Annotated in this window: 17 protein-coding genes; 7 read left to right on the top strand and 10 right to left on the bottom strand. The window is 40.9% G+C overall.

Annotated elements, in window-relative coordinates; genetic code table 11:
• Positions 1 to 70 precede the first annotated feature (70 nt).
• The 3 genes from KF872_00880 to KF872_00870 are packed head-to-tail and all read left to right on the top strand — an operon-like array spanning position 71 to position 2,011.
• Positions 71 to 892, top strand: a complete 822-nt coding sequence (locus KF872_00880) for a 2,3,4,5-tetrahydropyridine-2,6-dicarboxylate N-succinyltransferase (protein ID MBX2902077.1) — start codon at positions 71 to 73, stop codon at positions 890 to 892.
• A gap of 60 nt (positions 893 to 952) precedes the next feature.
• Complete coding sequence (udk, locus tag KF872_00875; protein ID MBX2902076.1) at positions 953 to 1,579, top strand: uridine kinase; 627 nt, start codon at positions 953 to 955, stop codon at positions 1,577 to 1,579.
• A gap of 9 nt (positions 1,580 to 1,588) precedes the next feature.
• On the top strand, positions 1,589 to 2,011 hold the full coding sequence (locus KF872_00870) for a thiol-disulfide oxidoreductase DCC family protein (protein MBX2902075.1): 423 nt from the start codon (positions 1,589 to 1,591) through the stop codon (positions 2,009 to 2,011).
• Between the two features lie 32 nt (positions 2,012 to 2,043).
• Here the strand turns inward: KF872_00870 and KF872_00865 are convergent, their stop codons facing one another.
• Positions 2,044 to 2,685: a phosphatase PAP2 family protein gene (locus KF872_00865; GenBank protein MBX2902074.1), complete on the bottom strand. Its 642-nt coding sequence runs from the start codon at positions 2,683 to 2,685 to the stop codon at positions 2,044 to 2,046.
• Between the two features lie 78 nt (positions 2,686 to 2,763).
• Here KF872_00865 and KF872_00860 point away from each other — a divergent pair, with 78 nt between their 5' ends.
• A complete protein-coding gene (locus tag KF872_00860) occupies positions 2,764 to 2,949 on the top strand; it encodes a hypothetical protein (protein MBX2902073.1) in 186 nt (61 codons plus the stop codon).
• Between the two features lie 94 nt (positions 2,950 to 3,043).
• Complete coding sequence (apaG, locus tag KF872_00855; GenBank protein MBX2902072.1) at positions 3,044 to 3,430, top strand: Co2+/Mg2+ efflux protein ApaG; 387 nt, start codon at positions 3,044 to 3,046, stop codon at positions 3,428 to 3,430.
• On the opposite strand, the gene dinB is transcribed toward apaG, so the two are convergent.
• The 3 genes from dinB to KF872_00840 all read right to left on the bottom strand — a co-directional run bounded on the left by dinB (position 3,427) and on the right by KF872_00840 (position 7,667).
• On the bottom strand, positions 3,427 to 4,629 hold the full coding sequence (dinB, locus tag KF872_00850) for a DNA polymerase IV (protein ID MBX2902071.1): 1,203 nt from the start codon (positions 4,627 to 4,629) through the stop codon (positions 3,427 to 3,429). The two genes, apaG and dinB, sit on opposite strands and share 4 nt — an antisense overlap.
• A gap of 81 nt (positions 4,630 to 4,710) precedes the next feature.
• On the bottom strand, positions 4,711 to 5,163 hold the full coding sequence (locus KF872_00845; protein ID MBX2902070.1) for a hypothetical protein: 453 nt from the start codon (positions 5,161 to 5,163) through the stop codon (positions 4,711 to 4,713).
• Positions 5,164 to 5,180: 17 nt separating this feature from the next.
• A complete protein-coding gene (locus tag KF872_00840; protein MBX2902069.1) occupies positions 5,181 to 7,667 on the bottom strand; it encodes a TonB-dependent receptor in 2,487 nt (828 codons plus the stop codon).
• A gap of 134 nt (positions 7,668 to 7,801) precedes the next feature.
• On the opposite strand from KF872_00840, the gene xth reads away from it, so the two are divergent.
• Together xth and KF872_00830 are read left to right on the top strand one after the other, a co-directional pair.
• A complete protein-coding gene (gene xth, locus KF872_00835; GenBank protein ID MBX2902068.1) occupies positions 7,802 to 8,569 on the top strand; it encodes an exodeoxyribonuclease III in 768 nt (255 codons plus the stop codon).
• Between the two features lie 104 nt (positions 8,570 to 8,673).
• Entirely contained in the window at positions 8,674 to 8,910 is a 237-nt protein-coding gene (locus KF872_00830; GenBank protein ID MBX2902067.1) for a 30S ribosomal protein THX, read from the top strand.
• A 51-nt stretch (positions 8,911 to 8,961) separates the two neighbouring features.
• Here the strand turns inward: KF872_00830 and KF872_00825 are convergent, their stop codons facing one another.
• From KF872_00825 to clpX, 6 genes are all read right to left on the bottom strand, one after another.
• Positions 8,962 to 9,789, bottom strand: a complete 828-nt coding sequence (locus KF872_00825; protein ID MBX2902066.1) for an Omp28-related outer membrane protein — start codon at positions 9,787 to 9,789, stop codon at positions 8,962 to 8,964.
• Positions 9,790 to 9,913: 124 nt separating this feature from the next.
• Positions 9,914 to 10,873 (bottom strand): lytic transglycosylase domain-containing protein, encoded by a 960-nt coding sequence (locus tag KF872_00820; protein ID MBX2902065.1) that lies wholly within the window; start codon positions 10,871 to 10,873, stop codon positions 9,914 to 9,916.
• Positions 10,874 to 10,878: 5 nt separating this feature from the next.
• Positions 10,879 to 11,400: a DUF2480 family protein gene (locus KF872_00815; GenBank protein ID MBX2902064.1), complete on the bottom strand. Its 522-nt coding sequence runs from the start codon at positions 11,398 to 11,400 to the stop codon at positions 10,879 to 10,881.
• A gap of 113 nt (positions 11,401 to 11,513) precedes the next feature.
• Positions 11,514 to 13,577 carry a methionine--tRNA ligase gene (gene metG, locus KF872_00810; GenBank protein MBX2902063.1) on the bottom strand — a complete coding sequence of 688 codons (2,064 nt, stop codon included), beginning with the start codon at positions 13,575 to 13,577 and terminating at the stop codon, positions 11,514 to 11,516.
• Positions 13,578 to 13,658: 81 nt separating this feature from the next.
• Positions 13,659 to 14,690, bottom strand: coding sequence for a Holliday junction branch migration DNA helicase RuvB (gene ruvB, locus KF872_00805; GenBank protein ID MBX2902062.1), 1,032 nt, complete (start codon positions 14,688 to 14,690; stop codon positions 13,659 to 13,661).
• Between the two features lie 29 nt (positions 14,691 to 14,719).
• Positions 14,720 to 15,958, bottom strand: a complete 1,239-nt coding sequence (gene clpX, locus KF872_00800; protein ID MBX2902061.1) for an ATP-dependent Clp protease ATP-binding subunit ClpX — start codon at positions 15,956 to 15,958, stop codon at positions 14,720 to 14,722.
• Positions 15,959 to 16,033 lie beyond the last annotated feature (75 nt).

Here is a 16,033-nt window from a genome sequence, read left to right as displayed (position 1 = left end):
GCAAACATAAAAGCACACATTTTCTTTAAAGCCGTCCTCTTTTGTATCATTGCTGCGCAAAATATAATACATGAGTACTCACCATTTAGCTGCCACCATAGAAGAAATTTGGAACGACAGAAACCTGCTGGCATCCACAGAAAGCAAACAAGCAATTGAAACTGTTATTGAATCTTTAGACAAAGGAACATTAAGGGTTGCAGAGCCAACTGCAAACGGATGGCAGGTAAATGAATGGATAAAAAAAGCCGTGATACTATATTTCCCTATTCGTGCAATGGAAGTGATGGAAGTGGGACCTTTTGAATTTCACGATAAAATGAAACTCAAAAAGAACTACAAAGATTTAGGCGTACGCGTGGTGCCACATGCTGTTGCGCGCTATGGGGCTTTCATAGAAAAAGGCGTTATTTTAATGCCTTCATATACCAATATTGGCGCTTATGTAGGCGAAGGCACCATGGTAGATACTTGGGCCACTGTTGGCAGTTGCGCACAAATAGGCAAGCATGTGCACCTAAGCGGAGGCGTGGGCATTGGAGGCGTATTAGAACCAGTACAAGCCGCTCCGGTAATTATTGAAGACAACTGCTTTATAGGTTCGCGCTGCATTGTGGTAGAAGGCGTGCATGTGGGCAAAGAAGCAGTATTGGGTGCCAATGTGGTACTTACTGCCAGCACTAAAATTATTGACGTAACCAGCAACCAGCCTGTGGAATACAAAAGTTATGTACCCGAAAGAAGTGTGGTAATTCCAGGCAGCTACACCAAAACATTTCCGGCAGGCAATTACCAAGTGCCATGCGCCCTTATTATTGGTAAACGAAAAGAAAGTACCGATAAAAAAACATCGCTAAACGATGCGCTTCGCGAACATTCCGTAGCGGTATAAAATTCGAGCACTAGTTTATCTTTGCACTTCTATTCTTTATTAAAATTCAATGTATAAAAGGTGATTATTATAGGTATAACAGGTGGTTCGGGCAGTGGAAAAACAACGGTAGTTCGCAATATTTTAGAGAAAATAAAACGGAGCGAAGTTGCTGTTCTTTCGCAAGATTCTTATTACAAAGACAACAAACACCTTACGCTTGAAGAAAGAGCACTCATAAATTTCGACCATCCAAATTCTATTGAATTTGACCTAATGGTAAAACATCTAGAAGAACTAAAACAAGATAAACCCATAGAAGAACCTACTTACGATTACGTAACCAGTTCGCGCCAAGCAGCTACCATTACCATTGAACCCAAACACGTAATGATAGTAGAAGGGATATTGCTTTTTACCGATGAGCGCATACGCAATCTTTGCACCCTAAAAGTATTTGTAGATGCCGAAGCAGACGATCGCCTCATGCGCATTATTGAGCGCGATATTTTGGAACGAGGCAGAAAACTCGAAGATGTTTTGATGCGTTACGAAATAGTAAAAGCCATGCACCAACAGTTTATAGAACCCACCAAGCGCTATGCCGATTTAATTATTCCGCAAGGTGGCATGAACCACGTAGCCATTGATGTATTGGTAAGTATGATAAAGCAAAAACTAAACAAGCACGCCACTTCGCTACAATAGTCCTATACCATGAACTTAAAAGAAGAAAACCATCACCCAAACGCCATTGTATTGTTTGATGGAGTTTGCAATTTATGCGAATCTTCAGTTCAATTTATTCTGCTACGCGACACCGCTGCATACTTTAAATTCGCCTCCCTACAATCAAATTTTGCACAAGAAATTTTATTACAACAAGGCTTAGACACCACGCACTTCGATAGTATTGTATTGCTACAAAACGGGAAAATATTCCAACGTTCCGATGCCGCACTTAGAATTGCCAAACACCTTTCGGGAGGATGGAAATTACTTTACGGCTTTATTGTAATACCACGCTTTGTACGCGATGCCATGTACAATTTTATTGCTACCAATCGCTATCGCTGGTTCGGAAAAAAAAATGAATGTATGCTGCCAAGACCAGAATGGCGAAACAGGTTTTTATCCTAATTGAGATTTTTTCTACCTGCAACTGTTGGTTTTTAATTAAACAACTTCGGTAGTATATTAAAGGCTGTAAACAAGCCTGCAAACCCAATTAAATAACCTGAAAAAACTTCTCTCGGACTATGCGCCCCTAAAATTAAACGTGCACTGCCAATAGCACCAGCCACCACAATGGCTGCGATAATAAGCAGTGTAAGGTTAAAATCGGAATACCGCACCAATGTTAAACATAATGCAAAAAAGCAACCTGCGCCCATTGCGTGCAAACTTACCTTGCTAAATATATTTATTACAAATCCAATGAAAATAGAAATGGTAGCACCTAGCAACATGTTTGAAACTATTTCATTAGCAAAAAACGCATTGCCTGCACTTGGTTTAAACATGCGGTATGCCCACAAATAAAAAGTAGCAATGGCAATAAATGGAATAATCCGCTCCTTATTAGTACGCAATTCCAGCGATTCTATCATTTGCAACTTACGCATCATAACCAGCCAAACCGTAGGAAAAATAAAGGTTAAAACAAATACCAGCACCACCCAAATAAACTGGTTCTTAGCATTAAAATTTCCAAACAAATATGGGTTAGAAGAAATAATGGCTACCGTGCCATATGTAGGAAACAGCAATGGATGGAAAACATAAGAAATAGTATTGGCAAAAAATTTCTGCATAAAAATTACACTCGTTTAAACTTAAAGCTACTGCAAACATCGCAAAGCAATTATTTTCACACAATAAAATTTCAACTTATGAAAACTCCCGTAATAGCAGCACTATGTAGCACACTTCTTTTGGCTTCTTGCTCTAAGTGTGTAAACTGCGAAAAAGGCTCCTCCTCCGAAAAACTTTGCGAAAGCAATTACTCCTCATCTACCGCTTACGAAGCCGAAGTAGATACCAGAAAATCGCAAGGTTACACCTGCACAGCAGAGTAAACCATCCATACCTTTTTGGCGCTTACAAACATTGTTGATAAATGAATGTGCGTGCAACTAAAGTTGGCATATTTTCAACTTGCATTTTTGAAGTATGGAAACAGCCACCACCTTGGGAATTGAAATAGTAGTAGAAAGTGGTTTCAGCCACCACCATTCGGTGCCGCTTGCCAATCGCTACTTGTTTATTTACCAAATTACCATCCGCAACACCAATTCATTTCCGGTACAATTGCAAAAGCGCCATTGGGTTATTACTTCAGGCACCGGCAAAGTGGAGCACGTTTGGGGCGAAGGCGTAATTGGTGAACAACCTTTGCTCCAACCCAACGAAGTATTTGAATACACCAGTTCTTGTCCACTCGATACTGCCATTGGCACCATGGAAGGCGAATACACCTTTGAGAACAAAACTACCGGTAAACTGTTTGAAGTTTCTATTCCTCGTTTTCACTTATTGGCACCCGTAATTTTAAACTAATGCGCCTCACCTTTTTCGCTGGCGGTACGCACATCTTGGTTTCGCTTTACATTGTGCATATCTATGTTTTCGGCTATCGAAACCTTATTGGAGCCATACTTTAGTTTCACCTCATCAATTGCTTTGTACAAAGGTGTTCTTTCCTCATCAAACAAATTGGTTTGGTGCGCACCTTTTACCAAATCGGAAAAACGAATTCCCAATAAGCGGATAGGCGTGCCTGCACTATATAGCTCCTTAAAAAGTTGTAATAAATAGCTTGTAAGTTTTTGGGTTGAAGCAGTATAGTCTATCTGCATTTGCCGCGTTACCGTTTTAAAATCGGGGAAGCGCAATTTTAGTGTTACACACGATGCCAACATTCCTTCTTGTCGCAATTCTTGAGCCAATTTTTCGGCCAAGAGTATTACAACCTTTTCTAACCATTCTCTATTAGAAGAATCCATATCGAAAGTGCGCTCAACACTCAACGATTTCGACTCGTGATATGGAGTTACTTCGCTATGGTTTATTCCTCTAGCGCTATTGAATAAAAACACACCTTGCTTACCAAACTGTTTTATCAATTTTGGGAGCGGCACTTCACGTAACTGTGCAATGGTGGCAATGCCTTCTTTCTTTAATTCTTGTTCCATTTTTTCTCCCAAAAACGGAATTTTTCGAACAGCCATTGGAGCTAAAAAATCTAACACCTGCTCTTGGGGTACAAATAAATGTCCGTTGGGTTTAGCGCTATTGGTAGCCATTTTTGCTACCATTTTATTTACCGAAAGTCCGAATGAAATGGGCAATCCGGTTTCGTCCATAATCCGCTGGCGTATTTTTTGTGCATACTGGTAGCAGCCAAAAAACTTTTCCATACCGGTTAAGTCTATATAAAATTCATCAATAGAAGCCTTTTCATACAAAGGAACCATATCGGCAATTACAGCCGTTACCATTTTAGAATAGCGGCTATATTCTGCCGTATTGCCTGAAATAAAAACAGCTTGAGGGCAAAGTTCATAGGCTTTTTTGGTTGGCATGGCAGAGTGCACGCCCAGCGCTCGCGCTTCGTAACTACAAGAAGAAACCACTCCCCGATTGGAGTTGCCGCCCACTATTACCGGTTTGCCATTAAGCGAAGGGTCTAAAACTCTTTCTACCGAAACAAAGAAAGAGTCTAAATCTTTATGCAAAATAAAACGCAATTCCGGCATATAACGAATATAAAAAATTAAAGGCTGAAGTTTTTTGGAAAGAAACTTCAGCCTTTATGATTAAGGAGCGTAGCCCATTTTCTATTTAGGTGGCTCTACCCCCAATACGCGAATAAGTTTTTTATTCGTAGTATCTACTATATCGTATTTCAATTCATACCCAATAACCGAACCCTTTAAATATAAACCGTTTTTAACCGGAGCATTGAGCAATGTTCCACCTCCATCTAAGAGTAGTTTTACATTTTCGAAATAAAAAGTATCGCCCGGTACTGTTTGCTTAAAAGTAGCTTCTACGGTAGATACTTTTTTAATTTCAACCGTAGGAAACGGCTCGTTGAAAAAGAAGTTATCGTACAACTTTGTAAGCTGGAAAGTATCGGCCACTATTTTATACTTATATGCCACATACGAACTGGTAGGCGCAAACTTATACACACCTTCTACTATGGCTCCCGCATCGGGTTTATTACATGCACTCTGCGAAATTGCTAATGCTGCTGCCACAACTATAATTGCTGCTATTTTTTTCATACGTAAAAAATCCATTTTTAATTAAACTGATAAGAGAACTGCATGGTGTAATTTCTTGGCTCGCCATAGTAACCAGGGCGAGGAGTATATTCCCAGTTAAGCAAGTTCTTTACTAAGAAACCAAGTTTTAACTTAGGTGTAATATTCCAAGAGAAAGTAGTATTTAAAATCATATCGCCCTTAATGGCTTTATTTTCCTGGCGTTTTCTAAACTCTGCCAAACCGGAGAATGGAGAAGCATTAAATCCTTTTTCGAATCCGGTGAATAATGGGCTTACAAAGGCGTAATCCACATTTTCTAAATAGCTATTGTACTGCAAATTAAAATTCCACTCAATTACTTTGTAGGAAATAGTGTAATCGAAACGGAAGGTATGGCGGTTTCTGTACTTCAACACATTAGAAGAAGATGATGAAGTTGCTGCATACGAATTAGGATTGGCAACTTGTGGTGTATCTTTCCCTGCTACTTTTACCGGATCGCCATACACATTAAACAATTTCAAATCGGTTTGATCCCAGTTTTTTCCCACCACTCTTGGATCTATAAATGTATAACCAAAAATAAAATTCATATTTACATCGTTGCCCACTTTTCCGGTTACTGCACCTAAAATTTCGGTTCCCAAAATTCTGATATTTCCAATGTTTTGTGAAGAGAATCCCACGCCAAATAGTGGATCCAACGGCTGATCTGGACGATAGTTTGGACTGGAGGTTCCTCCCACAATATCGTACAAAGAGTTACCAAACTGACCAAATGTAAACTCCATCATATTGGTATATCCATTGTAAAATCCTGCAGCATCTACAAAGCCACTCCACTTACCGAATTTGAAGCCTTGTTTTATACCCAATTCTGCGCTGTATCCTTTCTCGGGTTGTATTTTAGGGTTAGGATAAATTCCTATTGCGCCTACACTGGTGCGGATGTATTTTTCGGCAATGGTAGGGTAGCGGAAACCTTGCCCAAACGAAGCACGGATATAAGTAGCCTCTGCTGCTTGGTAGTTAGCACCTATACGGAATACCGGATAAGGCAACTCTTTTAAACTGTTATCTTTTTCTATCTGGAAGTATTCCCAACGAGTACCTAAGGTAATGTTGAGGGTTTTCACAATTTTCATATCCACCTGTGCATACACGGCAGCGCTGTACCCAACTTTATTTCCAAACAATGAACCTGTGGCACCTTCGGGACTCGACACCTTATCGTGCGAACCAACGGCTCCTGCCAATAAATTCATATTAAAATTCTTTCTGTTTTTAAAGAACGGGCGAGAGTACTGAAACTCTCCATAAAATTTGGTAGGAATGGAACCTTGCCCTGTGTTGTTGTAATTAGGCGAAGTAAAAATTCTTCCGCGCAACGAGAAGTGGTTGTCTTTTTTATCGTAATAGTTAATAAACGGATCTATGGTGGCGCGGTAAGTTCTATATACGCTCACCGAATTAGGCAATGGTTTATAGCCTAAAGAATCTATTCCTGCCCAGATAAAGAAGGTTTTACCCCAACTATGGTAAGCGGTAACGTTGATACCTAAATTTAAGCCCTCTACCTGCTTTACACGCCAGCGGATTTTAACGTTGGCACGAACCCAACTACCATCGCTGGAATCTAAATATCCTTTATTGCCATCGTAAGCAATGCCGGAAACCAAATCTACTTGCCCAAGTTTTCTTCTGTCTGCAAAATTTATATTTCCGAAAGCATGTGTTTTGCTATCCCAAGTTTTTCCTAAGGTAGAGTTGGCACGTGGACCTTCGTATAAACCGGCAGACATTTGCAAGCGAGTATAAGGCTCATTTCCCGGCACGGCAGTTCTGGCATTGATAATACCATTTAATGCAGAAGAACCATATAATGCAGAGGCTGCACCTTTAATTATCTCTACTTGCTCAATATTTTCTACCGGAATGGCGCTCCATTTTGCATCAGCAGCATCGGCACTCATAATTGGCATATCATCGTATAGGATAGAAACGCGGCTTCCGGCTCCATAGCTCCAGCCCGCACCTCCGCGGATATTAGCCTGCCCATCTACTACCGTTACGCCCGGCACACGGTTCATACCGGCATCTAAAGAGTTTAGGTTGTTGCTTTTAAGCAAATCGCTTTTAAGCACATCCATAGAAACAGTTTCTTCACTCATTTTTTTCTCGTATTTACTGCCGGTTACCACCACCACATCCATCAATTGTTCGCGCTCTACCAGCGTAACGTTGAGTGTTTTCTTTTCACCCTCTGCCAAGGTTACTTTTACTCTTTTTTCATCTTTACCAATATACTTATACAATACCGAATAAGTTCCTGCCGGAGCAGCTAATTCGTAATTGCCATCGTAATCGGTTACGGCTCCTAAACCCTTGGAGGCATCAATAATAATGTTAGCGCTAATTAAGGCCTCACCTTTTTCATCGGTAACCTTACCAACTAACTTAGCTGTTTGTGCGTGGAGGAGAATAGTGGAGCAGGTACATAGGAATGCAAAAATCCGCTTCATGTTCATTTTATAATTTTAACCAAAATTCAGTTCGGGCAAACCTAAACGAAATCCTCGAATGTGCAAATTCAAAATATTTAACGCAAAATTGCCACATTGCGGCATCAATTAACAAGTTTCGAAACATGAATCAATTGAAAATACTTTCGTACAATGTAAATGGAGTGCGCTCGGCTGAAAGTAAGGGTTTAAGCCAATGGCTAAAAACCGTAGATGCAGACATCGTGTGTTTACAAGAAATAAAAGTGAGCCGCATAGATTTTTCTGATGTGCCTTTTAAAGCACTCGGTTATGAATGCTATATTTTTCCTGCCGAAAAAAAGGGCTACAGTGGTGTAGCTATCTTTACCAAGCTAAAACCTGATAATGTTGTAGAAGGTATAGGATTGCCACAATATGATGCCGAAGGCAGAAACCTCCGCTTGGATTTTGGCGATTTAAGCGTAATGAGTGCTTACTTTCCGAGCGGCACCACAGGTGATGAAAGGCAGGATGTAAAAATGCGGTATTTAGAAGATATTTATACCTACCTTCAAACATTACAAAAGGAGCGCAGTAAACTTATTGTTGCCGGAGACTATAATATATGCCATACGGCTATTGATATTCACGACCCTGTGCGTAATAAGGATGTATCGGGTTTTAAACCGGAAGAGCGCGCATGGATGGAAAAATTTTTCACCACCGGATTTACCGATAGTTTTAGGTTTCTGCATCCTACCGATTTGCATCAATACAGTTGGTGGAGCTATAGAGCCAATGCCCGAGCCAATAATAAGGGTTGGCGTATAGACTATATTGCCGCAACCGATAATTTGCGCAACCATATTGCTGAGGCACAGATACTTCAAGATGCTAAACATAGCGACCATTGCCCCGTGCTCTGCAAGCTCAACATGTAGCAATTGGCATTCAAAAACAAAAGTTTTTTTCGATTAAAACATAATACCGTTTTTTTACATCTTAAAAAATCTATCTTCGCACGCAATAAAATTTAATAAGAATCATGGGAAGAGGAGATAAACGTACCCGCAAAGGAAAAATTTTCAAAGGTTCATTTGGCAATTCGCGTCCGCAAAAAGTAAAAGCTACCGCAGATGCAGCTACCGCCAAAGCATCACCGGCTAAAAAAGCAGCTAAACCTGCTAAAGAAACTGCCGAAGCAGCCGAAAAGAAAACCGTAAAACGCGCACCAGCTAAAAAAGCTGCTGCTCCTAAGAAAAAAGCAGATAGCGCAGAATAAATTTTACTATTTACATCTAATTGATAAAGCAGCCGACATTGTTCGGCTGTTTTATTTTACCTCAACTTCTTTTCCCTGCAATATTTCTTTTGAGCCATTATACTTATGTACAAAGGCTATTAGTTTGAGTTCTTTTAATTGCAATGTTGCTGGCAAGTTTACTTCATAAGTTTTCTTTACCACACGCCCCGCCTCGGTAGTGGTTTTAATTTCATCGCCTAGAGCATTGGTTAAAAACACGCGTTGTATATCCAAGTGGTTGTAAAATGTATCTACTACGTTTCCGGTATTTAATTGTGGCTGCACAATATTATTTTCTACTACTACCATGGTAATTTTTTGTTCTTCGGCAACGGTGCTTGTATAATGCAGTTCTACTGTGGCAGTAAGTTTGCGAGTAGTAGTATCTACAACAGTAGTAAGTGCAATGTTTACGGGTGAAGTTTTTGCCATTTCTTGCTGCACACGCGTATTCCATGTATTGCGCGAATACAATAAAGAAGTTTGCGAAGTATTGAAAGGAAAGCGATCTATTGATGCAGACGGCTTGTAACCATCAAACACTAAATAATCTTGTACCTGCTTTGCCGCCTCGGTGCGCAAATCTTCGGTGGTAAAAGAAAAAGGCTCGCCTAAAAAATCGGTGTGGTAACTTACCACCACCAACCTTTCGCCAAATGAACTTTTGAGCGTTTTAATAATCTGATGTCCGGCAGGGCAGTTTACACATTGCACTCCGGTAAATTCTTCCATTACCACATTTTTCTCTTCGGCTGCCGGTGGTGGATTTTCAACATACGAGGTATCAACCAAAGATTTGCTTTTACCTCCGAGATTTATGTTGGGGCCAACTTCCTTACAGCCACTTATGCTTGCCATACACAGCAAAACAGTACTTAGCAACCAAACAATAAACACTTTATTATTAGCAATATACATGGATAAAATAATTTCAAAATTACATGAAAAAAAGTTGCGGTTACAATGAAACAGCTTAGGTTGCTTATTGCATTATTTTAATTTCATACACCTTCCGGTCTTTATTGTGTAGATAATTATCGCGTAGCCATGAATTGAGTAATTTTATATGGCGGTACTGCAAACCAAAATCGGCTGCAAACGAAGCTATATTTGTAATGGGCGTATCTACAGTAATGGTTTTGTAGCTAAACGGCTGGTATAAATCTTCGGATTTTATATAATAGCCGGCAGCTTCAGGGTTGGCAAAAATTGCTTTCATGGCAAGCATTCTAAATACATAGCGCGATGTTTCCTGTGTGAGCAGCAAGTCGTAATAGTTATTAGAATTTTGTGTTTTGCAACGGTCGGCCATTCCTTGTAAACCAATATTGTACGAAGCTGCTGCTGCAGTCCAGTTGCCTAATCTTTCTTTTGCCTTTTTTAAATAGGCACATGCAGCGCGGGTGCTTTTTTCTACATGGTAGCGCTCGTCTATATCGGCACGTACTTCTAAATTATATAGCTTAGCGGTGGGTGCTAAGAACTGCCAAAATCCCGCAGCACCCGAAGGGCTTACCACATCGCGAAAACCGCTTTCGATTAAAGGCAGGTATTTAAAATCGTTGGGCACTCCTTCTTCGGCAAGGATTTTTTCTATAACCGGAAAATAGCGGTTTGCCAATTTCATGGTAAGTAAAGTATTAGAATGCCAAAACACATTTATCTGCAATTCTCTATCTAAGCGCTCAAATACTTCGGGGTCTTCTAACGGCACTTTTTCGCCCGCAAAAAAAAGCTCGCCCGCAATGCGCAACGGTTCTATCTTTTGTGTTGAGTCTATTGAGTTTTCCCACTTTACGGCAGGTGCTTCCTGGCGTGTTTTTTCAAACACATTTACTTTATTGCTTTCGAACCAATGTAGTTTTTGCCAAGCCAACGATGCTGCAAAACCAAAACAAAGGCTGCACATTACGGCAGTAACCAATATGGCCTTTTGAGTCATTTCTTTTAATCTATTTGTTTTTTAAATACCGGCACCGATGAACATGCTTCGCCATACATGATAGCACGCACCTGCTTTGCGAGCTTTTGCGCTATAAGTAAATAAGCACGTTCGTCTATTGGCTTATCGCCACAGCCTTTTACAATAACGCGTTTCCCTTCGAATTGTGTTGTATTAAAAGCAATAATATTGCGCTCTAAAAAAACTTGTGCTGCATCTTGCGGTTTACAGGCTGCCACTTCCTTTGCAAAAGGTGCAAGTTGCGCGGCTAAAACCATATACGCCCACATAGGCACAATAGCATTGGTACTGCAATGTACACACACATATTTCTCTGCAAACTGTTGCCACTGCATTTGACTTACAGCTTCTCTAAAATCGCTTTCTTTTAGCAGTAACCCCTTAAAAAGAAAGGTAGCCAAGTCTATGGTAGCAATATCGTTTTCTAGTGGAAAAAAATCTGCCAGATCTATTTCCTCCACTGCTCTGTTGACCGCTTTGTTTACAATGGGTTGAATTTGGCTCATGATGTAAATGTAGGCAATAGCCTTTTATTTAGTTTGGCAAGTGCCGTAATTGTATTTTTTTCTGAAACCTGAAAAACTGTACGTTTCTAAACTTGGCAGCAGCACCAATCACTCTATTTTACCATGCTGCCATTGGCTACAGCCTGCGTGGGCGAAACAAAAACCAACTTACCATCGGCATCTTCTGCCAGCAAAATCATACCTTTAGATTCTATACCGCGCAATTTGCGAGGAGCAAGATTGGCTACCACACACACTTGCGTGCCGGGCAATTCTTCCGGCTTAAAATATGCTGCAATACCCGAAACTATGGTGCGGGTTTCAAAACCTAAATCTACCGATAGTTTCAGCAACTTATCTGCTTTTTCAACTTTATCGGCTGTAAGAATTGTACCTGCTCGCAAGTCTATTTTTGCAAAATCATCGAATACTATTTCTGCTGCCTGCTCAGCAATTGCTGCGGTGGGTTTCGCGGTGGGCGCTGCCGTAACTGCAGTTGTTGCCTGTGGTTTTTGCTTTAACTTGTCTATTTGCTTTTCTATGGCTTCGTCTTCAATTTTTTCAAATAATAAACTTACCGTTCCAAGTTGGTGATTAGGTTGCAGCAAGTTTACGGCACCTATATTGCTCCAACTTAAATTTGCTTGTTGAAGCCCAAGCATTTCCAATATTTTTTTGGAGGTAAATGGCAAAAACGGCTCTGCAATCAAGGCTAGGTTGACAATTATTTGAAGGCAATCGTACAGCACTATTCCGGTGGCTTCCTTATCGGTTTTAATAAGTTTCCACGGTTCTTTTTCTGTAAGTAATTTATTGCCGTGCCGTGCAATATTCATTACTTCCTGCAATGCTTCGCGGAAGCGAAATTCTTCGAGCGAGGTTTCTGCTTTTTCTTTCTGTAACTGCAAGAAATTTTGCAATGTTGCACAAGTTCCGGCTTGAGGCACTTTGCCTTCAAAATACTTTTCGGTAAGTACCAGAACCCTGTTTACCAAATTACCCAAAATAGCAACCAACTCGCTATTGTTTTTTGTTTGAAAGTCTTTCCACGTAAAATCGTTGTCTTTAGTTTCGGGCATATTGGCACACAGCGTATAGCGCAGCACATCTTGCTTTCCGGGAAAATCTTGTAAATACTCGTGCAGCCACACTGCCCAATTTCGCGAAGTAGAAATTTTATCGCCTTCAAGATTTAAAAATTCGTTTGCCGGAACATTATCGGCAGTAATAAAACCTCCATGTTCCATTAGCATTGCAGGAAAAATAATGCAATGGAAAACGATATTGTCTTTCCCAATAAAATGAACGAGGCGTGTATCTTCATCTTTCCACCACTTTTGCCATTCATCACTACCTTTAAAATGCTCTATGGTATTTGAAATATAACCAATCGGGGCATCGAACCATACATACAGTACTTTGCCTTGTGCACCCTCTACCGGCACGGGGATTCCCCAATCTAAATCGCGCGTCATGCTGCGCGGTTGTAAACCATCGCCACTTTCGAGCCAGCTTTTGCATTGCCCGTACACATTGGTTTTCCAGTTGGTGTGCTGTGCTAAATATTTTTCAATTGCAGGCTGCAATTTATTGAGCGGTAAGAACCAGTTTTTGGTTAGCCTCTTTACGGGAGCAGCTCCGCTTAATACACTTTTGGGATGTATTAAATCTGTAGGCGAAAGCGAAGAACCACACTTTTCGCACTGGTCGCCATAGGCATTTTCGTTGCTGCAAACCGGGCAGGTTCCGGTAATGTAGCGGTCGGCAAGAAACTGCTGTGCTGTTTCATCGTAATACTGTTCGGTTTCGCGCTCTTCAAACGAACCTTTTTCGTACATAGTTTTAAAAAAAGCCGATGCCGTTTGGTGATGAATTGTGCTGCTGGTGCGGCCATAAGCATCAAAAGCAATTCCAAAATCGGCAAATGAATTTTTCATCATGCCATGATACTTATCTACTACTTGCTGTGGCGTAATTCCTTCTTTACGAGCTTTAATGGTAATGGGCACACCGTGTTCATCGCTTCCACAAACAAAAAACACTTCGCGCTTGCAGCTGCGCAAATAACGAACATAAATATCGGCAGGAATATAGCAGCCTGCCAAATGGCCAATATGTACAGGACCATTGGCATAAGGTAGAGCAGCCGTAATGGTATATCGTTTCCAGTTTTTCATGCGCAGCAAAGATGAACTCAAAATTTGCAGTAGCAAATAATTTTACTGTGCATTCAAGAACTTTTTATTGAAATGGAAGAATTACTCAGTCCATTCAAACAAGCCTCCGGTAACCGATGGTGGCGTTTTGCCTAAGTGCTTGTAAGCTACCTCTGTAGCTTCTCTGCCGCGCGGGGTTCGCTTAATAAAACCTTCTTTAATAAGAAAAGGTTCATATACCTCTTCTATGGTTCCAGGCTCTTCGCCCACGGCTGTGGCAATGGTGGTAATACCTACGGGACCGCCTTTAAATTTTTCGATAATGGCAGCAAGAATGCGGTTATCCATTTCGTCTAATCCGTGCTGATCTACATTTAATGCTTCGAGCGAAAACTTAGCAATATCTAAGGTTATATCGCCAGTGCCTTTTACTTGAGCAAAATCGCGTACTCTGCGCAACAATAAATTAGCAATACGCGGTGTGCCTCTGCTTCTACGTGCTATTTCCAATGCAGCTTTGGGATCTATAGTTACATTTAAAATGGCAGCAGAGCGCAATAAAATATTCTTGAGCACCTCGGCATCGTAATACTCTAAACGGCAGGTGATGCCAAAGCGAGAACGCAAGGGAGCAGTAAGCAAACCGCTGCGGGTGGTAGCTCCTACCAGTGTAAAAGGATTGAGCGAAATTTGAACGGAGCGTGCACTCGGCCCCGAATCTATCATGATGTCTATTTTATAGTCTTCCATGGCGCTGTAGAGATATTCCTCTACTACAGTGCTTAGGCGGTGAATTTCATCTATAAACAATACATCGTTGGGCTCTAAGTTGGTGAGCAAACCTGCCAAGTCGCCCGGCTTTTCGAGTATGGGGCCGGAGGTTACTTTAATGTTTACGCCCATTTCGTTTGCCACAATGTGCGAAAGGGTTGTTTTTCCCAATCCCGGAGGGCCGTGCAACAGTACGTGATCTAAAGCTTCGCCACGCATTTTAGCGGCTCCTATAAATACAAACAGGTTTTCTATAATCTGTGGCTGCCCTGTAAATTCAGCAATTTGGCGCGGACGGAGTGCGCGCTCTATTTCCATATCGGAAGAAATATTGCTTCGGTTGGGATCGAGATTTGAATTCATTGCTGCCGTATTCGATACAAGATAAATAATTAAGCCACTTTAAGTTTGGTTGCGGGCTTGCGGTCGTATTGGTTTTCGGCATACTCGCGGGTAACCGAAAATTCTTTTACGCCTTTCTCCGATGGCAATTCAAACATGGCTTCGTTCATAATAGCTTCGCAAATACTGCGTAAACCGCGCGCTCCCAAATCGAGTTCTATGGCTTTATCTACAATAAAATCGAGTGCTCCTTGCTCAAACTTTAAAACAATACCTTCTGCTTTAAACAACTTTTTATACTGCTTGGTAATTGCATTTTTAGGCTCGGTAAGAATTGCCAATAAGGCTTCGCGGCTTAGAGGATTTAAGTAGGTAATTACCGGAAGGCGACCAATAAGTTCCGGAATTAAGCCAAACGAACGCATATCGGCAGCAGAGATGTGCTGCAAGAAATTATCTGTTTGCACCTTTTCTTTATCGGCATTCTTTTTAAAACCCACTTTAGAGCGGTTTAGGCGTGCCGCAATAAGTTTATCTATACCTTCAAATGCGCCTCCGCAAATAAACAAGATATTGGAGGTGTCTATTTTTACTAATTTTTGTTCCGGATGTTTTCTGCCTCCTTGTGGTGGCACTAATACTTCGGAGCCTTCCAATAGCTTTAACATGCCTTGCTGCACACCTTCGCCACTTACATCGCGCGTAATAGAAGGGTTATCGCCTTTGCGGGCAATTTTATCTATTTCATCAATATAAATAATGCCGCGCTCTGCCTGTGGCACATCGTAGTTGCAGGCTTGCAGCAGGCGCGAAATAATGCTCTCTACATCTTCGCCCACATATCCCGCTTCGGTAAAAACGGTAGCATCGGCTATGGCAAAAGGTACATTTAAAAACTTGGCTATAGTTTTAGCCATGAGTGTTTTACCCGTACCGGTGTGCCCTGCCAGTAAAATATTGGATTTTTCTATTTCAACATCATCGTTGGTTTTAGCTTGGTTGATGCGTTTATAGTGATTATATACAGCTACAGCAATTACTTTTTTTGCTTCTTCCTGCCCAATAATATATTGGTTTAAGTGATGAAAAATATCTTTGGGTTTAAAGGAAGTTAAAGCCGGTTGCTTGGCGGTTTGCTTGGCTTTGGGGAACAACTCTTCTTGCACAATTTGCTGTGCTTGTGCAATGCAACTTTCGCAGATATGGGCTTCTACGCCTGATACTAAAATTTGAACATCTTTCTTTTTGCGGGTGCAAAAGGAACAATATGGTTCGGCTTCTTTTTTCATTTAAAAAATTAATTGCTGCAAATATACTTTAGTTCTGTTGAAGCCCGAAAGCGAATGTTTGCTAAGATTTAATAA

Source organism: Chitinophagales bacterium, from assembly GCA_019638515.1.
Classification (GTDB): domain Bacteria; phylum Bacteroidota; class Bacteroidia; order Chitinophagales; family LD1; genus UBA7692.
Note: the sequence above shows the minus strand (reverse complement) of the source record. Positions and strands in the feature narration are given on the sequence as shown.